This window comes from Melghirimyces thermohalophilus (genome assembly GCF_900102685.1).
Classification (GTDB): domain Bacteria; phylum Bacillota; class Bacilli; order Thermoactinomycetales; family DSM-45169; genus Melghirimyces; species Melghirimyces thermohalophilus.
In genome coordinates, this window is sequence record NZ_FMZA01000015.1 from 16,878 (window position 1) to 39,424 (window position 22,547).

Annotated in this window: 25 protein-coding genes; 22 read left to right on the plus strand and 3 right to left on the minus strand. The window is 54.6% G+C overall.

Annotated elements, in window-relative coordinates; translation table 11 throughout:
* Positions 1-151 precede the first annotated feature (151 nt).
* The 14 genes from lepA to deoC all read left to right on the plus strand — a co-directional run bounded on the left by lepA (position 152) and on the right by deoC (position 15,816).
* Positions 152-1,981, plus strand: coding sequence for a translation elongation factor 4 (gene lepA, locus BLP91_RS11535; protein WP_091571148.1), 1,830 nt, complete (start codon positions 152-154; stop codon positions 1,979-1,981).
* A 50-nt stretch (positions 1,982-2,031) separates the two neighbouring features.
* Positions 2,032-3,177, plus strand: a complete 1,146-nt coding sequence (gene hemW / locus BLP91_RS11540; RefSeq protein WP_091571151.1) for a radical SAM family heme chaperone HemW — start codon at positions 2,032-2,034, stop codon at positions 3,175-3,177.
* A 100-nt stretch (positions 3,178-3,277) separates the two neighbouring features.
* Complete coding sequence (gene hrcA, locus BLP91_RS11545; protein ID WP_091571153.1) at positions 3,278-4,303, plus strand: heat-inducible transcriptional repressor HrcA; 1,026 nt, start codon at positions 3,278-3,280, stop codon at positions 4,301-4,303.
* Between the two features lie 75 nt (positions 4,304-4,378).
* Positions 4,379-5,935, plus strand: coding sequence for a TCP-1/cpn60 chaperonin family protein (locus BLP91_RS11550; RefSeq protein ID WP_091571155.1), 1,557 nt, complete (start codon positions 4,379-4,381; stop codon positions 5,933-5,935).
* A gap of 4 nt (positions 5,936-5,939) precedes the next feature.
* Positions 5,940-6,692 carry a nucleotide exchange factor GrpE gene (gene grpE / locus BLP91_RS11555; RefSeq protein ID WP_091571158.1) on the plus strand — a complete coding sequence of 251 codons (753 nt, stop codon included), beginning with the start codon at positions 5,940-5,942 and terminating at the stop codon, positions 6,690-6,692.
* A 69-nt stretch (positions 6,693-6,761) separates the two neighbouring features.
* On the plus strand, positions 6,762-8,606 hold the full coding sequence (dnaK, locus tag BLP91_RS11560; protein WP_091571161.1) for a molecular chaperone DnaK: 1,845 nt from the start codon (positions 6,762-6,764) through the stop codon (positions 8,604-8,606).
* Between the two features lie 139 nt (positions 8,607-8,745).
* Entirely contained in the window at positions 8,746-9,882 is a 1,137-nt protein-coding gene (dnaJ, locus tag BLP91_RS11565; RefSeq protein ID WP_091571164.1) for a molecular chaperone DnaJ, read from the plus strand.
* A gap of 91 nt (positions 9,883-9,973) precedes the next feature.
* Positions 9,974-10,906: a 50S ribosomal protein L11 methyltransferase gene (gene prmA, locus BLP91_RS11570; RefSeq protein ID WP_091571167.1), complete on the plus strand. Its 933-nt coding sequence runs from the start codon at positions 9,974-9,976 to the stop codon at positions 10,904-10,906.
* A gap of 20 nt (positions 10,907-10,926) precedes the next feature.
* Complete coding sequence (locus BLP91_RS11575) at positions 10,927-11,673, plus strand: 16S rRNA (uracil(1498)-N(3))-methyltransferase (RefSeq protein WP_091571169.1); 747 nt, start codon at positions 10,927-10,929, stop codon at positions 11,671-11,673.
* On the plus strand, positions 11,670-13,016 hold the full coding sequence (mtaB, locus tag BLP91_RS11580; RefSeq protein WP_091571172.1) for a tRNA (N(6)-L-threonylcarbamoyladenosine(37)-C(2))-methylthiotransferase MtaB: 1,347 nt from the start codon (positions 11,670-11,672) through the stop codon (positions 13,014-13,016). The genes BLP91_RS11575 and mtaB overlap by 4 nt, the downstream gene beginning before the upstream one ends.
* A gap of 157 nt (positions 13,017-13,173) precedes the next feature.
* Complete coding sequence (locus tag BLP91_RS11585) at positions 13,174-13,677, plus strand: hypothetical protein (protein ID WP_091571174.1); 504 nt, start codon at positions 13,174-13,176, stop codon at positions 13,675-13,677.
* A 13-nt stretch (positions 13,678-13,690) separates the two neighbouring features.
* Complete coding sequence (locus BLP91_RS11590) at positions 13,691-14,497, plus strand: AAC(3) family N-acetyltransferase (RefSeq protein WP_091571177.1); 807 nt, start codon at positions 13,691-13,693, stop codon at positions 14,495-14,497.
* A gap of 201 nt (positions 14,498-14,698) precedes the next feature.
* Positions 14,699-15,148, plus strand: coding sequence for an NUDIX hydrolase (locus tag BLP91_RS11595; RefSeq protein WP_091571310.1), 450 nt, complete (start codon positions 14,699-14,701; stop codon positions 15,146-15,148).
* 20 nt (positions 15,149-15,168) lie between these two features.
* A complete protein-coding gene (deoC, locus tag BLP91_RS11600) occupies positions 15,169-15,816 on the plus strand; it encodes a deoxyribose-phosphate aldolase (protein WP_091571308.1) in 648 nt (215 codons plus the stop codon).
* Here the strand turns inward: deoC and BLP91_RS11605 are convergent.
* Positions 15,810-16,790: a Na/Pi symporter gene (locus tag BLP91_RS11605; protein ID WP_091571180.1), complete on the minus strand. Its 981-nt coding sequence runs from the start codon at positions 16,788-16,790 to the stop codon at positions 15,810-15,812. The genes deoC and BLP91_RS11605 overlap by 7 nt on opposite strands.
* 116 nt (positions 16,791-16,906) lie before the next feature.
* Positions 16,907-17,176, minus strand: coding sequence for a hypothetical protein (locus BLP91_RS11610; protein ID WP_091571182.1), 270 nt, complete (start codon positions 17,174-17,176; stop codon positions 16,907-16,909).
* A gap of 158 nt (positions 17,177-17,334) precedes the next feature.
* Here BLP91_RS11610 and BLP91_RS11615 point away from each other — a divergent pair, with 158 nt between their 5' ends.
* The 6 genes from BLP91_RS11615 to BLP91_RS11640 all read left to right on the plus strand — a co-directional run bounded on the left by BLP91_RS11615 (position 17,335) and on the right by BLP91_RS11640 (position 21,485).
* Positions 17,335-17,679 carry a histidine triad nucleotide-binding protein gene (locus BLP91_RS11615; RefSeq protein ID WP_091571185.1) on the plus strand — a complete coding sequence of 115 codons (345 nt, stop codon included), beginning with the start codon at positions 17,335-17,337 and terminating at the stop codon, positions 17,677-17,679.
* A gap of 221 nt (positions 17,680-17,900) precedes the next feature.
* Positions 17,901-18,071, plus strand: a complete 171-nt coding sequence (gene rpsU / locus BLP91_RS11620; protein WP_091571189.1) for a 30S ribosomal protein S21 — start codon at positions 17,901-17,903, stop codon at positions 18,069-18,071.
* Positions 18,072-18,092: 21 nt separating this feature from the next.
* A complete protein-coding gene (locus BLP91_RS11625) occupies positions 18,093-18,536 on the plus strand; it encodes a GatB/YqeY domain-containing protein (protein WP_091571192.1) in 444 nt (147 codons plus the stop codon).
* A gap of 146 nt (positions 18,537-18,682) precedes the next feature.
* Positions 18,683-20,014, plus strand: coding sequence for an NfeD family protein (locus BLP91_RS11630; protein ID WP_091571195.1), 1,332 nt, complete (start codon positions 18,683-18,685; stop codon positions 20,012-20,014).
* 25 nt (positions 20,015-20,039) lie between these two features.
* A complete protein-coding gene (gene floA / locus BLP91_RS11635; protein WP_091571197.1) occupies positions 20,040-21,005 on the plus strand; it encodes a flotillin-like protein FloA in 966 nt (321 codons plus the stop codon).
* A gap of 27 nt (positions 21,006-21,032) precedes the next feature.
* The gene (locus BLP91_RS11640) at positions 21,033-21,485 is read left to right on the plus strand and encodes a hypothetical protein (protein ID WP_091571200.1); all 453 of its coding nucleotides are present in this window, start codon (positions 21,033-21,035) and stop codon (positions 21,483-21,485) included.
* Positions 21,486-21,538: 53 nt separating this feature from the next.
* Here the strand turns inward: BLP91_RS11640 and BLP91_RS11645 are convergent, their stop codons facing one another.
* The gene (locus BLP91_RS11645; protein WP_091571202.1) at positions 21,539-21,733 is read right to left on the minus strand and encodes a DUF454 family protein; all 195 of its coding nucleotides are present in this window, start codon (positions 21,731-21,733) and stop codon (positions 21,539-21,541) included.
* A 159-nt stretch (positions 21,734-21,892) separates the two neighbouring features.
* Here BLP91_RS11645 and BLP91_RS11650 point away from each other — a divergent pair, with 159 nt between their 5' ends.
* On the plus strand, positions 21,893-22,090 hold the full coding sequence (locus tag BLP91_RS11650) for an alpha/beta-type small acid-soluble spore protein (RefSeq protein ID WP_091571204.1): 198 nt from the start codon (positions 21,893-21,895) through the stop codon (positions 22,088-22,090).
* Between the two features lie 177 nt (positions 22,091-22,267).
* Positions 22,268-22,546 (plus strand): sporulation protein YqfC, encoded by a 279-nt coding sequence (yqfC, locus tag BLP91_RS11655; protein WP_091571207.1) that lies wholly within the window; start codon positions 22,268-22,270, stop codon positions 22,544-22,546.
* Position 22,547 lies beyond the last annotated feature (1 nt).

The following is a 22,547-nucleotide window of genomic DNA, read 5'->3' on the forward strand; positions in this document are numbered from 1 at the left end:
TGTCAGACTCTATGGAGGATTCAGCTCTCCCCTTTCGCAGATGTTCCTGCAGGTGGATTCTTTATTCGTTGTCCCGCCCCGTGCAGATTGCTATAATATACAAGATGCAGTTTTTGCGCGTGTTTTTCCGTTCAGGAGGGGAACTACGTTCATGAGTGATTTTTCCAAAGAACAACAGAGGATTCGAAATTTCTCGATCATCGCCCATATTGACCATGGAAAGTCCACCCTAGCCGACCGGATCCTGGAGTATACCGGAGCGCTTTCCGACCGCGAGAGGCAGGATCAGTTTCTGGATACGATGGATCTGGAACGGGAGCGGGGGATCACTATCAAGTTGCAGTCTGTCCGTATCCCGTATCGGGCTAAAGACGGACAGGAGTATATTCTCAACCTGATCGATACACCGGGACACGTGGATTTTACCTATGAGGTGTCCCGCAGCCTGGCTGCCTGTGAAGGGGCCTTATTGATCGTGGACTCCGCCCAAGGAGTGGAGGCCCAAACGATGGCCAACGTTTACCTGGCCTTGGACAACGATCTGGAAATCCTGCCGGTGGTCAACAAGATCGATTTACCTAGCGCCGAGCCGGAGCGGGTGAAGCGGGAGGTGGAGGATCTGATCGGGCTGGATGCTTCCGATGCGGTGTTAGCCTCAGCCAAACAAGGTTTGGGGATCGAAGAGATCCTGGAACAGATTGTGGAAAAGGTGCCGCCGCCGGAGGGAGATCCCGATGCCCGATTGAAGGCCCTTATCTACGATTCCGTTTATGACGCCTACCGCGGGGTGATCACCTACATCCGGGTGGTGGATGGTTCGCTCCGCAAGGGGATGAAGGTGCGCATGATGGCCACAGGCAAGGAGTTTGACGTGTCGGAGGTGGGCGTGTTTACACCGAAGCCGGTTTCCCGGGATCAACTCAACCCCGGGGAAGTCGGATTTATGGTCGCCTCCATCAAAAATGTGAAAGACACCCGGGTGGGGGATACCATCACCGACGCGACCAAACCCGCTCCAGAGCCACTCCCCGGTTACCGGCGGATCAATCCGATGGTTTTTTGCGGCATGTATCCGGTGGATTCCGGGGATTACGAAGATCTCCGGGAGGCCCTGGAAAAGCTGGAACTGAACGACGCCTCCCTGCGATATGAGCCAGAAACCTCCGGCGCGCTGGGTTTCGGTTTCCGCTGTGGCTTCCTGGGACTTCTGCACATGGAGATCATCCAGGAGCGGATCGAGCGGGAATATAACATCCCCTTGATCACTACTGCTCCCAGTGTGGTTTATCGGGTCTACAAGACCGACGAAGAGATGCTGGAGATTGAAAACCCGACCCATATGCCCGCCCAACAGGAGATCGACCATGTGGAAGAGCCCTTCGTCCGGGCGACGATGATGGTTCCCAATGACTTTGTCGGGGCCGTGATGGAGCTGTGTCAGTCGAAACGCGGTGAATATGTGGATATGGAGTACCTGGATGCCAATCGGGTCAACATCATCTATCGGCTGCCTTTGTCGGAAATCGTCTATGACTTTTTCGATCAACTGAAATCAGGGACCAAAGGGTATGCTTCCTTCGATTATGAATTGGATGGGTATCGAACCTCCAACCTGGTCAAGATGGATATCCTACTAAATGGACAGCCCGTCGACGCTCTTTCCTTTATCGTTCACCGGGAAAAAGCGTACTACCGGGGGCGGGCCCTGGTGGAAAAGCTGAAGAAGCTGATTCCACGGCAAATGTTTGAAGTCCCGGTTCAGGCCACGATCGGTAACAAAGTGATTGCTCGGGAGACGATCCGGGCCCAACGGAAAAATGTGTTGGCCAAATGTTACGGCGGCGACATATCCCGCAAACGGAAACTGCTGGAGAAACAGAAAGAAGGGAAGAGGCGGATGAAGTCCGTCGGCAATGTGGAAGTGCCCCAAGAAGCCTTTATGGCCGTGCTTCAGATGGACGATTCCGACTCTAAATCGTAGCCCGAAAACACCGTTCCACCGGGATTATTGTCTAAAAAGGAGGTGTCGTAGTGACTCCGCGCGCGATCTACATTCACATCCCTTTTTGCAGCCACAAGTGCTATTACTGCGACTTTACCGCCTATGTGATAAACGGACAGCCGGTGGATGAGTATTTGGAAGCTCTGGAACGGGAGATGGCCCATACGGTAGCAGAGATTCCTCCCGACCGCATTGAGACGATTTTTATCGGAGGCGGGACTCCCAGCATTCTGTCTCCCGATCAGCTGGAAAGGCTGATGAACGCGATTCAAACCTACTTTCCCCGCCGCGCGTCGAACCAGGAATTTACGGTGGAAGCCAATCCGGGCACGGTGACACCGGAAAAGCTGGCCGTTATGAAGCAAGGGGGAGTGAATCGGCTCAGCTTCGGGGCGCAGACGTTCCGGCGGGACCTGTTGGCTCGAATCGGCCGGGTGCACACCGTCGAGGAAGTGGAACGGAGTGTGGAGGCGGCCCGAGCAGCCGGAATTGACAATCTGTCCCTCGATTTGATGTTCGGGTTGCCGGATCAGACCGTGGAAGATATGGAGGAATCCCTTCAGCGGGGTATTGCGCTTGCCCCCGATCACTTTTCCGTCTACAGCTTAAAGGTGGAAGAGGGGACGCGCTTTCACCACCAGTTGTTGCAAGGAAAACTTCCCCTCCCCTCGGAGGATGATGAGCTAGAGATGTATCAATTGACTCGGAAGCGGATGAAAGAGGCGGGTTACCGACAGTACGAAGTGAGCAATTTTAGCCGTCCCGGTCGGGAAAGCCGCCACAATTCCGTCTACTGGCTAAACCAGCCCTATTACGGCTTGGGAGCTGGAGCCCACGGTTACGCCCGCGGAGTTCGCCACGCCAATGTTCGCGGCGTCCGCGAGTACATCCGCCGAACCCGGGAAGGCCGACCGGTGGCGGAGTCGCATCAGGTTCCAACTCATGAGGAGATGGAAAATCAATTTATCCTGGGGCTTCGGCTGGCTGACGGTGTCAGCAGTTCTTTGTTTAAAAAGCGGTTTGGCAAAGAACCGGAGACGGTGTTCGGTCCCGTATTAGAATCCCTTAAACATCGAGGCTTACTGCAACAAAAGAAAGATGCCTACCACTTGACGGAACAGGGTCTATTATTCGGTAACGAGGTTTTTGCCGCCTTCCTTGGAGAGGCGGTTTAAGGCGTGGCGACGCCGTTGACAACGGAAATTGGGTTTGGTACTTTAAATGAAACAGACTTAGCACTCGTTTTTGTTGAGTGCTAACAAAGGGGGGAGGCAGATGTTGAGCGAACGGCAGGAGAAAATCCTTCGGGCCATTGTGGATGAGTACATTCATCATGCCGAACCGGTAGGCTCTCGCACGGTGTCCAAGCGAAAAGACATTGGATTTAGTGCGGCTACCATTCGGAACGAGATGGCCGATCTTGAGGAAACGGGTTTTCTAGAACAGCCACACACATCTGCCGGCCGCATTCCGAGTCAATTCGGCTATCGCTATTATGTCGATCACCTGATGGTCCCAAGGCATCTCAACCGTTCTGACCTCATGATGATCCGTGAGCTGTTTGCCTCACAGATGAATGAGGTGGAACAGACCATCCAGGAGACGGCATCGATCCTGTCTCGCGTCACCAACTATACTTCAATCATGTTGGGCCCGGAATTATACGATAATAAATTGAAGTACCTGCAGGTGTTCCCCTTAAATGATCATATGGCGGTTGCGATTCTGGTGACCGATACGGGTCATGTGGATCAACGGCGGATCACGGTCCCGGAAGGTGTATCCCTGACCAATATCGAGCAGATGGTCAATCTCCTCAATGCCAAATTGGCCGGTGTTCCCTTGCATCGTCTGAAACAGACGGTGCATAAGGAGCTTTTGGAAGAGTTTAGCCGACATGTGGAGAATTATGAGTATCTGCTGTCGATGATTGACCAGCTTTTGGCTACGGAAGCGGAAGGGCGCATTTTTACCAGCGGGACGACCAACATTTTGAGCCAGCCGGAATTTAAAGATGTGGAGAAAGTGAAAGTCCTGATGGAACTCCTGGAGGAAAGCGATACGGTGGCCCGCCTCTTCTCCAACCAGGAGACCGGTGTCCAGGTTCGCATCGGTCATGAAAATGAGCTGGAGGCGGTCAATAACTGCAGCATCGTTTCCGCTTCCTTCGTCGTCGACGGACGTTCCCTCGGGACGATTGGTCTGCTCGGACCGACGCGGATGGACTACCAAAAGGTGGTCACCCTTCTCGACGTTTTAAGCCGGAACTTGTCCCGGCATTTCCAGCGGATATACGGCTGAACCGACGTTTCGCTGGTTTGAACGGGTGGCTATTTTCCGCGTTGTCTATCCTAAGGAAAGGTGAGACTGGATTCCATGGAGTTTCAGGAAGAAAAGATCGCTTCGCGACGGGACTCACTCCCGTATCCGGAAGCCCTTTCCGCCAACGCGGATGCCATTCGCGAGTTGGCTGAGGCGGTTCAGGGCACCCTCGGTCCCAAGGGACTGGATACCATGTTGGTGGATGAGCGAGGCGGAGTGGTTGTCACCAATGACGGAGTAACCATTTTAAAACGGATGGAGATCCAGCATCCGGCGGCCCGTATGGTTGCCGGGATTGCCCGGGCACAGCAGGAGGAAGTGGGGGATGGTACCACCACCGCCACCCTGCTCGCCGCGGCCCTGGTGGATGAAGGGCTGAAACAAGTGAACCGTGGCGTGCCCGCTGCGAAAGTGATCGCAGGGATTCGCCGCGGTATCCGTTATGCCTTGGAACAGATGCAGGATATGGCTCAGCCGATCTGGGATCTGGAAGATGAGTGGCTGCAGCGAATCGCATTTACAGCGAGTCGGGAACAGGAAGATATCACCGAATTAGTGATTGAAGCGGCGATGTTGGTGGGACGGAAAAAACTCCTGGACAAAGACTTCCGCCTCTCCGATGCAGTTGTTGCTCATCCCCGTGCGGAAAGCGAAGTGTTTGCTGGATTATTCATTCCTCGCAGGGAAATGAACCTGAAGTCACCTGAACCCGCCCCGGAGATCCGGGTGTTGCCGGTGGCGGGGGATCTTCGGCCAGAACGGGTGGATGAAGGATCTCTGTCCACGGACGCCGGGTTTGCCAAGCAGGAAAAGCTGAAAGAGGAATTTGAGCAGTTGATCGTGAAACTGATCGATTTGGATGTTGGGCTGATAGCCGTGGAAGGGGAGGTTGATCCCCAAGCGGATGAACGGTTGACAGAGGCTGGTATCCGCGTCGCCCATCAGGTGAATCGGCAGGACTTGGACCGTCTTGCTGAGTACACTGGAGCCCGGCTGCTGAGGCCGACCAGCTTCAATCGGTCCCGTGAGGAGTTGGCTTCTTTAACCGGCCGGTGTGAACAGGTGGAAGACAGCGGTCGGCTGGGCTGGTTCCGGGTTACCGGGGGACATGGGAAACCCTTTGCCACGATCTTAGTGAGCGCGGCTACTGAAGAAGTGGTCGAGGAGCGGGAACGGATTGCCAAGGATGCGGCTGCTGCGGTACAGGCAGCTGTCCGCGGAGGTTTTCTGCCCGGCGGTGGCGCAGTGGAACTGGCTTTAGCTAGGGGAGTGGAAGCTTTCGGCGATACGGTCCAAGGCATGGAAGTGTACGGTGTATCCGCCGTTGCTGCCGCCTTGCACCGTCCGATGGCTCAGATGGTTTCCAACGCTGGCTTCAACCCCCTCGAAAAAGTGGAAGAGGTGAAGGCGCTGCAATGGAGGCAATCCTCTTCTTCACTGGGGCTCGACTGTGATCGAGGCGTGGTCTCTGACATGGTGGATATGGGGGTGGTCGATCCCCTCCCGGTAAAATACCATGCCTTGCAAGCTGCGGGAGAAGTCAGCACAGCCATCCTGCGGATTCACACGGTGGTAAAGATGAGACGCGCGGAAGCGGAAAGGTTGAGGTGAGACCATGACGTCCAAGGAAATGAATCACGATCAGGAACCGCGCCGTCCCGTGACGGCGCGGGAATTGAGAAAAGCCAAAGAAGCCCGGAAGAAGTTGAAGCAGGAACACCAGGAGAAACAAGGCGGGGTGGATGAGGAGGAAGTGGCTCAAGGGCAGGAGGAGCCTGTACATACCCCTGAAACCTCGTCGAATTCGACGGAGGAACAGGAACCGGCTGAGGAGCAAGGGGCCGGCGAAGGAGAACAGGTGTTGCCGGAAAACCCGGAACTGGTCTTTCAACTGCTGGAGGAGCAGCTGGAAAAGGCCAAGGAAGAGGCAGCCAAGTGGAAGCGGGAATCCGAAGAAAACGAAGAACGTGTCCATCGCGTGACGGCTGAACTGGAAAACTTTCGGAGACGGGCTAAAAAAGACCGGGAAGAGTCCGTCCGATATGCCGCTGTCCCCTTGGTGGAGTCGCTGTTGCCCGCATTGGATAACCTGGAACGGGCGCTGGAGGCCGGTGCTGACAGCGAAGATGCCAAGTCGCTTCATCAGGGAGTGGAAATGGTGTATCGTCAACTGCTGCAATCCCTTGAAACCCATGGGCTGTCGCAGATTGAGGCGAAGGGCCAACCTTTTAATCCCCACGAGCACGATGCGGTAATGGAAGTGGAAGTCGATGGGGTGGATTCGGGGATGGTGGTGGAGGAGCTTCAAAAAGGATATCGGTATAAAGACCGGGTGATCCGTCCTTCTATGGTAAAAGTCAGCTCATGAACGATGTCACCACCATAATTTGAAGTGCTATTTGAAAATGCAGGAGTCTAATAAGGAGGTACTACATCGATGGGAAAAGTGATCGGAATCGACCTTGGAACGACAAACTCGTGTGTTGCATTTATGGAGGGGAGTGAACCCACGGTCATCCCCAACGCCGAAGGGGGACGCACCACGCCGTCCGTCGTCGGTTTCTCCAAATCCGGTGAGCGGTTGGTAGGCGACGCTGCCAAACGGCAAGCGATCACCAACCCGGATAACACAGTAAGCTCCGTCAAGCGGTATATGGGAACCGACCATAAAGAGAAGATCGGGGAAAAAGAATATACGCCCCAGGAAATTTCCGCGATGACATTGCAAAAACTGAAAACGGACGCTGAGGCCTATTTAGGTGAGGAAGTAGATCAAGCGGTGATTACCGTACCCGCTTACTTCAACGACAGCCAACGCCAGGCGACCAAAGACGCCGGCAAGATCGCCGGCCTGGAAGTGCTCCGGATCATCAACGAGCCGACCGCAGCAGCCCTGGCTTACGGAATTGACAAAAAGGATGAAGATCAGACCATCCTGGTTTTCGACTTGGGAGGCGGCACCTTCGACGTATCGATCCTGGAGATCGGCGACGGCTTGTTTGAAGTGAAGGCCACCAGCGGCGACAACAAGCTTGGCGGGGACGATTTCGACCAAGTGATCATCGATCATCTGGTGCAGGAATTTAAAAAAGAACACGGAATCGATCTTTCCAACGACCGGATGGCTATGCAGCGCCTCAAAGATGCTGCGGAAAAAGCGAAGAAAGACTTGTCTGGTGTGCTGACCACCACCATTTCCCTGCCCTTCCTGACAGCGGATGCTTCCGGTCCAAAACACTTGGAATTGACCTTGACCCGGGCCAAGTTTGAAGAGCTCGCCTCTGATCTGGTGGAACGGACCATGCGCCCCACCCGACAGGCACTGAAGGATGCCGAATTAGAGCCCAACCAGATCGATAGGGTCATCCTGGTGGGCGGATCGACGCGGATTCCGGCGGTTCAGGAAGCGATCCAGAAGTTGACCGGCAAAGAGCCGAGCAAAGGCGTCAACCCTGACGAAGTGGTGGCTATGGGGGCAGCCATCCAGGGCGGTGTGCTCTCCGATGATGTGAAAGACGTGGTCCTGGTTGATGTCACTCCGCTTTCCCTCGGGATTGAAACCTTGGGCGGTGTCTTTACCAAACTGATCGAGCGGAACTCCGCCATACCCACGGAGAAATCGCAGATTTTCTCCACCGCCGCCGATAATCAGACCGCCGTGGACATCCACGTGCTGCAAGGGGAACGGGAAATGGCCGCCGACAACAAAACCCTGGGCCGTTTTCAACTGACCGACATCCCCCCGGCTCCCCGCGGTGTGCCTCAGATCGAGGTAACCTTCAAAATCGACCGCAACGGGATTGTCAACGTTTCGGCCAAAGACAAAGCAACCGGCAAGAGCCAGGATATCACCATCAAGTCCTCCAGTGGTCTGTCCGATGAAGAGATCGAGCGGATGGTGAATGAGGCGGAGCAATATGCGGAAGAGGATAAGAAGCGGAAAGAACAGGTGGAAATCCGCAACAACGCCGATCAGCTAATTTTCACCACGGAAAAAACCCTAAAAGATCTAGGGGACAAAGTGGACGCCGCCGAGCTGGAAAAAGCCAACGAGGCGAAAGACAAACTGAAGAAGACACTGGAAGGGGACGACTCCGAAGCGATCAAACAGGCTTCCGAAGAGCTGGAAAAAGTGGTCCAGGAGCTCTCTGTCAAGCTTTACCAACAGGCGCAGCAAGCGCAGCAAGATCAGCAAGAAGCGGATGGAAGCAAGGAGAGCGACGATGTCGTCGATGCGGATTATGAAGTGGTCGACGATGAGGACCGGAAAGGAGAGAAATAAGGACACTCTCCGATGGGAAGTCAAAGTCGGGGCATGGCCCCGGCTTTGGTTTTTCCCCTCCCCCTCCCCCTTCTCCTGTTTTCCGGTATAACCGCGGGAATCCAGGGCTCATACCCTATATTGAAAAGGAGGTGGTCCGGTGAGCGATAAAGATTACTACAAGATTCTCGGAGTCGACCGGGATGCGTCGAGCGAAGAGATCCGGAAAGCCTACCGGAAATTGGCCCGGAAATATCATCCCGACGTAAACAAATCACCGGATGCGGAACAGAAATTTAAAGAGGTGAACCAAGCCTACGAGGTGCTTCGGGACCCTCAGAAAAAAGCGAATTACGACCGTTTCGGAACGGCCGATCCCGGCGCAGCCGGTCAAGGGACCGGCGGCTTCGGCGGTTTTGGCGACGCAGGTGCCGGAGATTTTGGTTTCGGGGATATTTTCGACATGTTTTTCGGAGGCGGCGGCCGGCGGAATCCCAACGCTCCTCGGCAGGGCGCCGATCTGGAATACCGGTTGACGGTGGATTTTAAGGATGCCGTCTTCGGTCGGGAGATGGATATCTCCATTCCGCGTACGGAAACCTGTGATCACTGTCACGGCAGCGGGGCCAAACCCGGTACCCAGCCGGAAACTTGCAGCACCTGTCGTGGCACGGGTCAGGCGGAAACGGTTCAGAACACGCCTTTCGGCCGTATCGTCAACAAGCGGGTTTGTCAGGACTGCGGTGGTCGCGGCAAGATCATCAAGGATAAGTGTTCTCAGTGTAATGGGACCGGCCGGGAGAAAAAACGGAGAAAGATCCACATCAATATCCCTCCCGGAATCGATGAAGGGAAACAGCTTCGCATATCCGGAGAAGGGGAGCCGGGGATCAACGGCGGACCACCCGGGGACCTTTACATTACCATTAAAATTAAGCCCCACGAGTTCTTCAAACGGGAAGGGGACGATATCACCTGTGAACTTCCAATCACCTTTGTCCAGGCGGCCCTCGGCGATGAAGTGGTCGTGCCCACTCTTCAAGGTCGGGCCAAAGTGAAAATTCCTGCCGGTACCCAGACCGGCTCGGAATTTCGGCTTCGTGGAAAAGGGGTGCCTCGGTTATACGGACGGGGTGAGGGGGATCAGCGAATTCGTATCAAGGTGGTCACCCCGACCCGGTTGACGGAAGATCAGAAGAAAGCCCTGCGCGAGTTTGGCCGGTTGAGCGGAGATTACATCTCTGAGCAGAGCAGCAATTTTTTTGATAAAATGAAACGGGCGTTCAGCGGGGATTGATGAGAGGAATATCCTCACGGGAATCCCTGTAACAGATTTTGACGGGCCAGTGTGCCCGTTCTTTTTTAGGTGAAAGGTGGGTGTTTTTCCCATGGATTGGGTGGAGATGCGGGTACAGACTGCGCCGGAATCGGAAGAGGCGGTGTTCAACCTCTTATTGGAACTGGGTGCTCAGGGAACGGCCACAGTGGGCTCCTCGCTTCTGAAAAATCGGGAATCCCAGTACGGGGAATGGTTTGATGAAGCCGAAGAGAGTGAGACAGGTGAGGAGAAGCTATGGATCGCCGGTTATATCAAAGCGGAGGATTTCCAACCCTCCCTGGTGGAAAAGCTGAAGAAGCGGGTGGAAAACCTAACCGTCTACGGGTTAAACCCCGGTCCGGCTGAGGTGGAGGCCCGGCGGGTCTCGGAGGAGTTCTGGGAGAAGGCATGGAAGGAGTACTATCATCCCACCCGGATCACTGATCGGTTGACGGTCAAACCCTTGTGGGAATCCTACCGACCGGAACCGGGGGAAACGGTGATTGAACTGGACCCTGGAATGGCCTTTGGAACGGGAACCCATCCTACGACAGTGCTCAGTATGAAGCTGTTAGAGGAAACCCTTCAACCCGGACAGAGGGTGATCGATGTCGGTTGCGGAAGCGGCATTCTCAGCATCGCCTCGGCGCGGTTGGGAGCGGAAACCGTGTTGGCTGTGGATCTGGATCCCCGGGCGGTGGAAAATGCTGAGAGAAACGTGCGTCTCAACGACTTGCAACACCGGATCCGCGTCCGGGAGGGAGACCTGCTCCAGGATGTGGATCAGACAGCAGACCTAGTGGTTTCCAATATTTTGGCGGAGATCATCCTACAATTTACCGCCGACCTTCCCCGGGTGCTCCGCCGCGGAGGCGTCTTCATCGCCTCCGGCATTATCGCGGAAAAAGAGAAGGAAGTGGTCCGAGCGGTGCACGATGCGGGTCTCACTGTGATGAAAAGTCTCCGTGAAGGGGATTGGGTGGCGCTGGCTGCCAGATCGTGATACGATAGTAGGAGTGAACAATGCAAAGATATTTTGTTGATCCCAATGCGATTGTTGCGGACCGGATCACTATCCGCGGCGACGATGTTCATCATATCAAAAATGTGATGCGGATGACCGCAGGCGATCCCTTGGTCTGTTGTGACGGTCAAGGGACCGACTATGTGGCTGAAGTGGTATCAGTGGCAGAGGGAGAGGTTTTGTGCCAAATTAAGGAGGAGACGCCTTCCCGGGGGGAACCCGATGTCTGCGTCACCATCGCCTTCTCCCTGCCCAAAGGGGATAAGCCGGAATGGGTGCTCCAAAAAGGGACGGAACTGGGCGCCCATTCCTTTCTGCCGTTTACTTCGGTTCGGACTGTGGTTAAGCTGAACCAGAAAAAGGCAGTGAAGAAACAGGCCCGCTGGCAGCGGATTACGAAGGAAGCTGCCGAACAGTCCCAGCGGGGGATGATCCCTCAGGTGGAGCTCCCGCTGACGTGGAAGGAACTGTTGGCCCGTTTTTCCTCCTATGACAAGGTGTTGTTCGCCTATGAAAAGGGAGGCCGGCCGCTAGGGCAGGTGCTGGAGGATGAGGATCGCCAACGCCTGTTGGTGGTGACTGGACCGGAGGGAGGCTTTTCGGAAAAAGAAGCCGAGGACGCGGTTGCCTCTGGTGCGGTACCGACCCATTTGGGACCGAGAATCCTGCGGGCGGAGACGGCGCCCTTGGCCATCTTGGCAAGCATTTTATATTCTAGCGGAGAGTTAGGGGGTGAGCCACTGTGAGCACGGTGGCATTCCACACATTGGGATGTAAAGTGAACGCTTATGAAACCGAGGCCATCTGGCAGCTGTTTCAGCGTGAAGGATATGAAAAAGTCGATTTTGATAAGAAGGCGGATGTCTATGTGATCAATACCTGTACGGTGACCAATACAGGGGATCGTAAAAGCCGTCAAATGATCCGCCGGGCCGTTCGCAAAAACCCGGAAGCAGTTGTGGCGGTAACCGGTTGTTACGCTCAGACCTCTCCCGGAGAGATCCTGGAGATCCCCGGAGTCGATGTGGTCGTTGGTACTCAGGGTCGCGACAAGCTGCCCGAGTATATTGAACAACATTTGCGCAGCCGACAGCCGGTAAACGCTGTCAACAATATCATGAAGACCCGGGAGTTTGAGGAACTGGACGTTCCCACCTTCTCCGAACGGACGCGAGCTTCGTTAAAGATCCAGGAAGGCTGCAACAACTTTTGTACCTTCTGCATCATTCCCTGGGCGCGGGGACTTCTTCGCAGCCGTAAACCGGAAAGCGTGATGCAGCAGGCCAGGCAGCTGGTGGATGCCGGATACAAGGAGATTGTGTTAACCGGTATCCATACCGGGGGATACGGGGAGGACTTCGAGAATTATAAACTAGCCGACCTGTTGTGGGATCTGGACGGGATCGAAGGGCTGAAGCGGATCCGCATCAGTTCCATCGAAGCGAGCCAGATCGATGAGCGGGTGATCGAAGTGCTCAACCGTTCCGACAAGATGTGCCGCCATTTGCACATTCCGCTCCAGGCGGGGGACGACTCGGTATTGAAGCGGATGCGCCGCAAATATACGGTAGATGAATACCGCCGTAAGATTGAGCACATCCATCAGGCCATGCCTGGTGTCGCTATCACCACGGACGTGATTGTCGGTTTCCCAGGAGAGACCGATGAGCAATTCGAAAACGGCTACCGCCTGATCGAGGAACTGGGCTTTTCCAAGATCCATGTATTCCCGTACTCCACTCGCACGGGTACCCCTGCAGCCCGGATGAAGGATCAGGTGCCGGCGGAAGTGAAGCAGGAGCGGGTAAACCGTTTGATCGAGCTGTCCGACCGTCTGTCCCATGCCTATGCTTCCCGTTATGTCGGCGAGGTGTTGGAAGTGATCCCGGAACACCTCGATAAAGAGGACCCGGAAAGCGGGCTTTATGTGGGACATGCGGACAACTATCTTCAGATTGCCTTCCCCGGCAATCCGGACCTGGTGGGACAGGTGTGCCGCGTTCGCCTGGATGAAGCCAGTTCCCAGGTTTGCAAAGGAACCTTCGTCCGGACCATGGATGAAGTTCCCCGTCCGTACAAGGCGGGTTGACCAAACGGAAGGGATCGGATACGCCGCCCGAGCGGGCGGCTTTTTCTTTTAAAAAAGCTGTATGATCGAAAAATTTCCTCTATACTTGGAAATAACCTTATTAGCTTCGAAGATTCGCCTCATCAGGCGGAACACATCACAGTAAAGGAGGAGAATGATGGCAAATTTCAGGGATTGGGAAGAGGCATTGGATGAGATCGATTGGAAGGATGTATTGGAGGAGGTTGACGACGAGCTCTTGGAAAATCTGGCTGGCGAACTTCACTTTCGAACCTTTGAAGCATTGAAAGATTCATCCACTCCCTTAGGGGATGGATATCACATGACGCATCTGTCCGACGGCCAGTGGGCCTTTTGGAGCGAGAAAAATTATGTGCAGGAAGATGTCCGTTTCTTTGAAAACGAGCAGCTGTTTCTCCATTTTGCCGTGGAGCACTTCTCCCTGGGAGAACAAGAGATTCAGGAATTGGTCCGGTTGCTGGAAGAAACACCTCGGCTTAAAAGCTGCGCCGTCTGCGGCCACCATTTTAATCCGCAAGACTCTGCACGGCAGGAGTTGGGGATTGAGGGAATCTATCTAGATGAAGAAAACAAAGAAGGGGAATGTTGTTCCCCCCAATGCGCCGTGGAAGCGGTGCTGGTGGATATGAAAGAGCTGTGAGAGGGGGAGTCTCATGACCGAAGAGGACGTGATCCAACGTACATACCGTCCCTATACGAGAGAGCAGTTGGCAGAAGAGCTTTCCAACCTGGGAATCCGTGTCGGCGATACCATCATGGTACATACCTCCCTTTCTTCCCTAGGTTATGTGGTGGGAGGGGCGAACACGGTGGTGGAAGCGTTGATGGAGGCTCTTACTCCGGAAGGGACGCTGGTGATGCCGACCCAGTCCCCGTACTGGTCGGATCCTGTCCATTGGGATCATCCACCGGTGCCGACCACCTGGTGGTCTCTCCTTCGGGAGGGGATGCCCGCTTATGATACCCGCACCACGCCCACAGCCGGTATGGGGCAGGTGCCGGAGCGGTTTCGCACCTATCCCGGGGTCATCCGGAGCGATCATCCGAAAAACTCTTTTGCGGCCTGGGGAAAGGAAGCGAAACCGATCATCCAAGATCATCCCCTTTGCAACAGTTTGGGAGAAGAGTCCCCTCTGGCCAGGCTGTACGACAAGGATGCACAGGTGCTGTTCATCGGCACCGGTTACGCGACCAACACCTGTTTTCATCTGGCCGAATACCGTGTTCCAGGTGGGGTTGAGATTGAGGAAGGGGCTGCGGTGAACGAGGCGGGCAAGCGAGTCTGGAAAACCTACCGGGATATCGATCACGAAACCGAGTGGTTTGAAGCGATCGGGATCGCCTTTGAACAGCAGCAGAACGTGCGAATGGGCCGGGTCGGTCAAGCGGAGTGCCGGCTGTTTTCGCTCCGGGAGGCGGTCGATTTTGCAACGGAATGGTTGACACAAAAAAGGAGCTGAGGCCGCCGAGAGATGGATTATAGGTAACACTTCCTCGATGCCTCGCTTTTTGCAACTTTTTTGTCACGATTTGAAACAAGGATCTAGGGAAAAATATCCGGAAAGAGAATCGGGGTGCCGGATCGGACAGGGTATGCTACAATCTGTTCGCACGGTTTGTCACAAGTGGTGCCACAGCATAAAAAAGGGGTGAACACCGGCGTGAAAGAGGTATCCGCAGGAGGCGTGGTATATAAGTGGGTAAACGATACCTGCTCTATTCTTTTGATTGAAGACCGCTATTCCCGCTGGACCTTGCCCAAAGGAAAACAAGAGTCCGGTGAAACCTTTGAACAGACGGCTCTACGCGAGATCGAGGAGGAGACCGGGATCCGGGGGACCATCGAACAACCCTTGGAGGTGATCACTTATCACTACTTTCATCCCGATCACGGCGATGTGGAGAAGCAGGTTCATTATTATCTGGTAAGTGCAAAAAACAATCAAGCGACTCCGCAGCTGTCTGAAATCGCGTCGGTGGCGTGGTTGTCACCGGAGGAGGCTTGGAACCGGCAACAGCGCGAGGGTTACGACAACAACCACCAAGTCTTGTTGAAAGCTTTTCAACGTCTGGGGCTCCGGACAAAGGCGAAGGAGGGAAATGAGACGTGAATGGAAACAAATTGGCGGCTATGATCGACCACACTCTGTTGAAACCGGAAGCGACCTTGGATCAGATTGATCGGCTGTGTAAAGAGGCGAAGGAATATGGATTTGCTTCCGCCTGTATCAATCCTTTCTGGGTGGCCCGGGCGGCTGAACAGCTGGAAGGGACGGGTGTCAAGGTATGTACGGTCATCGGTTTTCCCCTGGGTGCCACCACCAGCGACACAAAAGCTCATGAAACAAAGGAAGCGATCAAAAACGGAGCTGGAGAAATCGATATGGTGATGAATATCGGAGCGCTAAAATCAGGGGACATCGATCAGGTGAGAAACGATATCGCTGCTGTTGTGGAAGCGGCGGAGGGTGTTCCGGTTAAAGTGATTTTGGAAACCGGTCTCTTAAACGAGGATGAAATCCGGATCGCCTGTAACAAAGCGAAGGCGGCAGGAGCGAGCTGGGTGAAAACCTCCACCGGGTTCGGTCCCGGGGGGGCGACGGTGGAAGCGGTCCGGCTGATGGCGGATACGGTCGGTCCCGAGCTGGGGGTCAAGGCTTCAGGAGGGATTCGCGACCGGAGAACAGCGGAACAGATGATAGAGGCAGGTGCCACCCGGTTGGGGGCCAGTTCCAGTGTGGCGATCGTTACCGGAACAGAGGGCACCAGCTCCTATTGATGCCATCGCAAAAGCGGATGGGTTTGCCGGCCCCCGGACCATGAGGGGGAGCCCTCGGGTAGCAGGCGGGAGACAGCCTGGGCAAAGTTTCGGGCAAAAGGCAACACAAACAGCGAACAGATCACGTTGTACAAGGTCTGAATATGGGCGATCTGGGCCGCTGGATGAGGTGACAGCCAGGGGGCGATGGCGGCAATGGATCCCACCCAGGGGACAAACAGGATCAATCCTCCCAGGTTGAGCAGCAAGTGGGCCAACGCCACCTGTTTGGCGGTCCGTCCGGCCCCGATGGAAGCGAGGAAGCCGGTGATGCAGGTTCCCACGTTGCTGCCTAAAACGACAGCGATGGAAAACTGGAGAGGGATCATGCCGGTGGCGAAAAAACCCATGGTGATGGCTATGGCAGCGCTGCTGCTCTGAATGAGTGCCGTCAACAGGATCCCGGAAAGGATCCCCGACCAGAGAGGGTTGTACCCGCTGTCCAACAAGGCGGCGATCCAGCCCCGATCCTTCAGCGGTTCAGCGATCCACTGCATCGCATCCATGCCGATGAAGATACAGCCGAAACCTCCGATGACCAGTCCCAGCGCAGCTCCCTTCTTCTTGGGAATCGTATAGAGGAGACCGCCGGCCAACAGCATCGGCACCGCAAAGTCTTCCACTTTGAGTGCTAAAATCTCCGTGGTCAATGTCGTACCGATGTTGGTACCTAGAATGACGCCGACGGTCTGAGTGAAAGGGATCAGTCCCGCATGGACAAACCCGATGGTGAGAACCGTGACTGCACTGCTGCTCTGTAAGAAAAAAGTAGCCACCATGCCCGTCCAAAAGCCTCGCCACGGGGTTTTGGTAAAACGCAACAAAAAGATTCGCATTCGATGAGCCGCTATTTCTTCCAGACCGATCCGTATCAGCTGCATCCCGAATAAAAAGATGGCCAAACCGGTGGAAAAAGGGATGACGATCTCTTTCATCGCACTGCCTCCTCGCCTGTTTCCATGTATATGGAGAGGAAGGGACAGGCATGACAAACCGGGATGGAAAAGCATTGTGAAAAGCCTCCTCCATCAAAGGGAGGCTTTTCATGTGCTCAGTAACAATCATGGCCAGGAAAGTAGGGAGGCGGGTCCACAAGGAGGTCTGGGATGAGAGGGGTGTTTTTCTCCGTGGGCTTTCGACGATTTCGTCCTTTCTTTTTGGGGGCTGGTTGGGGCGAACCAAAAACGGCCCGGTGCGGCGGTGCGGCCCGTCCTGATTCGGCAACGGGATGGATGTGATTTCCCTCCCGTCTGATCCGTTCCCATTCTTCCCGCACCATTTGCCGTATCAACTGACGGAGCGGCTCCTTCTCTATGTTCAAGGTATGCTCCTCCTTTTCGGCACTCCGAGATGTCTGTACCCCATTATATGTTCCCTTTTTCGGGGCGGTGATCCAGCCGCCGATTCTTCGAGACCTTTCGCTCCTGTCGTTATTTTTTGATATAATACGATCAACCGAAGGGAGGGTAATGGATCGCGATGGCAGATTGCATTTTTTGCAAGATTGTGGAAGGCAGTATGCCTTCGGAGAAGGTGTATGAAGATGATGCCGTGTTAGCCTTCAAGGATATTCACGCACAAGCTCCTGTGCATCTTTTGGTGATTCCGAAGCGGCACATCCCGTCCGTGCGGGAGATCGGCGAAGAAGAGGGTGCGCTCATGGGCCGAATTTTCGCTGTGATCAACCAATTGGCCAAGGAGCACGGCCTCGCCGACCGAGGGTTTCGCATCGTGAACAACTGTGGCGAAGAAGGTGGGCAGACCGTCCACCACATTCATTTCCACCTGCTCGGGGGGCGTGCATTAACCTGGCCTCCAGGTTGAAAACTCTGTTCTTTGACACATATTTCAGGCGTATAGTATAATAGACGTGTTTTAAATCCCGACGCATCGGGTATGAATATTTCCTTGGTGCCGCAAGGACGTTTCAGGTGCAGGGTACGCGTTGTTCCTCTCTCGGGAACCGTTCTGCATCGGTCTTTTCAGGGATCTCTATCATCCCGGCGGTTCAACCCGGGCTTAAGCCCGCGGAGGGAGGGATAACCATGGCGGAAGTTCACGTTCGTAAAAACGAAACGCTGGATAAGGCGCTGCGCCGCTTCAAGAAGTCCATCGCCAAAGACGGGACGATGCGTGAAGTGAAGAAGCGCAAGTATTACGAGAAACCCAGCGTTAAGCGTAAAAGGAAATCCGACGCAGCTCGGAAACGGAGATAATCGTGTGAGGTGGAGGTCCAAGTGACCCTGATCGAGCGGTTGAATCAAGATATGAAAACCGCAATGAAAACCAAGGATAAAACGGCCCTTTCCGTGATCCGGATGGTCCGTTCCACTCTGAAAAACCAGGAGATCGACCAGAAGCGCCCTCTCAGTGAGGAGGAAGCGCTCCATTTGATTTCCAAAGAGCGGAAGAAGCTGAAGGATTCCCTTCAAGAATTTGAACAGGCGGGAAGAGAGGACCTCGCCGAGAAGGTAAGGGAAGAGATCGCCATCTTGGAAAAGTACCTGCCGGAACAGCTCTCCGATGGGGAGTTGAAGGAGATGGTGCGGGAGACAGTGCAGGAAACCGGCGCTTCTTCCAAAGCGGATATCGGTAAGGTAATGAAGGCGATCATGCCGAAGGTGAAGGGACGAGCCGACGGCAAACGGGTCAACCGGATGGTTCAGGAAGAGCTCTCATAAACACAGCGTCATGCACGCTGTGTTTTTTTAAAGAGTTTGTTTCAAAATAAAGGTTGTCATCAACGTCATTAAACCATATATTGGTGAGGAGGTCGGATTTTGTCACCAGATGGACCGGCCATCGACGGGACAGGGGGAGGTGACTGATGCAGCGACTCGGGTTCGCAGGATGGTTACTTTGGATCGGGTTGATGAGCTTCGCTTTGTTGACGCCTACACCTGCAGCCGAAGCGGACTCCGGCGGGAAGGCGGTATACTGGGTTCCGGTGAAACAGGAAGTAGAACGGGGGTTGTTCCGTTTTCTGGAACGGTCTTTCGAGGAGGCGGAACAGGCGGGAGCCAAAGCGATCGTGTTGGAAATGGATACCCTAGGCGGTGATGTGGGTGCCGCCTTGGATATCGGAAAGCTGATTCGCAGTTCCGATATTCCGGTGACGGTTTATATCAAAGGGGAGGCGATATCGGCAGGTTCCTATATTGCACTCAATGCCGATCGCATCTTGCTAACCCCTGGGAGTGCGATGGGGGCGGCGGAGCCGCGAACTCTCGACGGAAAAACAGCAGATCCGAAAACCGTTGCCTTCTGGGCTTCCAACATGCGCGCAGCGGCGGAAGCCACTGACCGTGATCCCGATATTGCCGCCGGCATGGTCGACCGGGAGCTGGTGATCGAGGGCGTAAAAGAGAAGGGCGAACTGATCAGTCTGTCTGCGAAAGAGGCCGTCAAACAGAAGATGGCAGAACAGATCGTGACCAATGATGGTGAGGTTTTAAAAACCCTTCATGCCTCGGTTTCTGATCGGGTGACGGTCGAAATGACCCCCAGTGAAAAGTTGGCCCGGTTTGTCACCAGCCCCTATGTGATCCCGATTCTGTTTATGATCGGGTTGGCCGGTCTTGTGATCGAGGTGTTTACTCCCGGTTTCGGGATTCCCGGTGCGATTGGGCTGGGGGCTTTTGGACTCTATTTTTTCGGTCATTATTTGGCCGGTTTTGCCGGCACAGAAAGTTTGGTTCTGTTTGCTGTCGGTCTCATTCTGATGTTGATTGAATTGTTCGTCTCCGGTTTCGGCATTTTCGGTGTACTCGGCCTTATTTCCCTGGCTTCATCGGTAGTGATTGCCGCCCAGGACAAGGTGTTCAGCCTGACGGCGCTGGTAATCGCGCTGTTGGTGACGGGGGTTGGGTTGGCCGTCGCCATCCGAACCTTCGGAGCCCGGGGAGTGTGGAAGAGGTTTGTGCTAAAAGATGTACAGACCAACCAGAACGGGTACATCCCGCGGAGAGAGCGCCGGGATCTGGTGGGACAGCGGGGAAAAACCTTGACACCTCTTCGTCCCTCCGGTTCGGCGCTGATCGACGGCCGTCGACAGGATGTGGTAAGTGAAGGCGGATTCATCCCTGCCGGAACAGCGGTGGAGGTGGTGGGTGTCCACGGTATCCGTGTCGTGGTGCGCCCTCTGAAAGAGGGAGAATGATTACATAATATCAAGGAGGAATTAGATGCTATCGCTGTTGTTTATCGCAGTTGTTGCGATTGTGGCTCTGTCTATCCTGTTTACGTTTGTTCCGATTATGCTATGGATTTCCGCGATGGCTTCCGGTGTTTATGTCGGGTTGTCCACACTGATCGGTATGCGCCTGCGGCGGATTGTTCCCGCTCGCATCATCAACCCTTTGATCAAAGCGCGGAAAGCGGGTCTTCAGGTGAGTATTGAACAGTTGGAGACCCACTACCTGGCTGGTGGAAACGTGGATCGGGTGGTCGACGCCCTGATCGCTGCGCAACGGGCGGATATCGACCTGCTGTTTGAACGGGCAGCCGCCATCGACTTGGCCGGGCGGGATGTGTTGGAAGCTGTGCAGATGAGCGTCAATCCCAAGGTGATTGAGACCCCGGTAGTTTCCGCTGTGGCGAAAGACGGGATCGAAGTGAAAGTGCGAGCCCGGGTCACCGTTCGGGCCAATATTGATCGGTTGGTGGGCGGAGCCGGAGAGGAGACGATTATCGCCCGCGTCGGTGAAGGGATCGTCACCACCAACGGTTCCGCGGAAAGCCACAAAGAGGTGCTGGAAAATCCGGATCTGATTTCCAATACCGTGCTGGAGAAAGGGTTGGATTCCGGGACAGCCTTTGAGATCCTCTCCATCGACATCGCTGATGTGGATGTGGGTAAAAACATCGGAGCCGAATTGCAGACCGACCAGGCGGAGGCCGACAAAAATATCGCTCAGGCCACGGCGGAGGAACGGCGTGCCATGGCTGTGGCCAAAGAGCAGGAAATGAGCGCCCGCGTTGAGGAGATGCGCGCCAAGGTGGTGGAATCCGAAGCCATGGTTCCCCAGGCGATGGCCGAAGCGCTGCGCAGTGGAAAATTGGGTGTGATGGATTACTACAATATGCAAAATGTGATGGCCGATACAGATATGAGAAAATCCATTTCCAAAACGGATGAAGAGGATCAGTAAGGACAGGGCTTAAGGGAGCGTGTATGAATGGATTGGCTGTTCCAACTGTTAGAAAGTGCCGGTGTACTGATCATTCCGATCCTGTATGTGCTGATCGCCGGATGGATGCGTCGCATGCGGGAAGGAGCCCAGGAGGTGTCCGCTGATGGTGGGGACTCTCCCCGAACGCCCTATGAACACCAGAACATAGAAGTTGATTCCCGATCGATGACGGGAGATGGTGATGGTGAGGAGAAACGGCCGCCGCAGCCGCTCTCCCAGCCCGCTCCCTCCACCGCTGCGGTTTCTGCCGAAGCGACGGAGATGGAACCGATACGATCCCCTTCCCAACCGCGGAAGGAGAATGCCTCCGGTTCGCTCCTCTCGTTGGCGGAGATGAATAAAGATGAATGGCGACGTGCCTTGATTCTTAAGGAGATCTTGGATGAGCCGGTTTCTCGCCGCTCCCGTCGCCGTTCCTGGAGCAAAGGGTATAGGTAAACGATCAAGAACCGATCCCCTAGGATCGGTTCTTTTACATTTAGGTCTTAAAATTACTGGAAGGGCCTCCATTTGGTTAACCAAGGGAAGCGCTTTTCCATCGATTGATAACTTTTGCGAACCCTCCGGTTTTTGGGAAAAAAGAAAAGGGCGCTCATAATGAGAAAGGGAATCCCGGGAAGGATGGGGAGGAGAATCCCTAAGATGCCGATGATCAAAAGAAAAATACCGCTCAAGATCCGTTTCAAACCCGTCCCTCCCCGCGCAGTCGGTTCAAGTAGTATCTTATGTCGGTCGCTAGGGGAGGATACGGCACTTCACCCGGTACACTAGCTATTTCCATGGAAAGATGTATTTCGCATGGATCACAACCTGTCACCCAGACTAAGATACAGGAGGTGAAGAAGATGCCCCGTAGTCGAAATCGCAACCGGCTGTTAGTGCCGGGTGCCCGTACAGCGATTCAGCAATATAAAGAAGAGATCGCCTCGGAATTTGGTGTTCAGTTGGGCGAATCGAGCACTTCCCGCGCCAATGGCTCGGTGGGAGGAGAGATCACCAAACGGCTGGTGCGGCAAGCACAACAACAACAATCCGGTGAATGAGCAATCGAATCGAGGTGCGGTTCCAAAGCCAAGGGCCGCACCTTTTTTTCGTGGGGTTTTTTGCACATGGTGACTATTCGCGATTCATAAAATTCCTTGACCCCTTTCTTCGTTCCTTGTCCTCATATTTAACAGGGCTTGGGCATAAACGTTATTAAGAAGATGGAGGGCTGTTCCATGGGGAAATTGGGCAGCAAATTGAAAAAAGTCGCTTCCGACTGGCTGGATATTCCACAGGATGTCTCCGCCAACCTACCCCGCGTTCTGATGATCGGCCCCTATCGGGTGCATGTGGAAAATCATCAGGGAGTGGCATCCTTCAGCGAGGGGGAATTACAGCTGAAGACCGAAGGCGGGCGGCTTTCCGTCACCGGAAAAAAATTGACCATTCATGCTATTTATCCCGATGAAGTGTGGGTGGAGGGGGAGATCTCAGAGGTGAAGTTCCTGAGTTAAG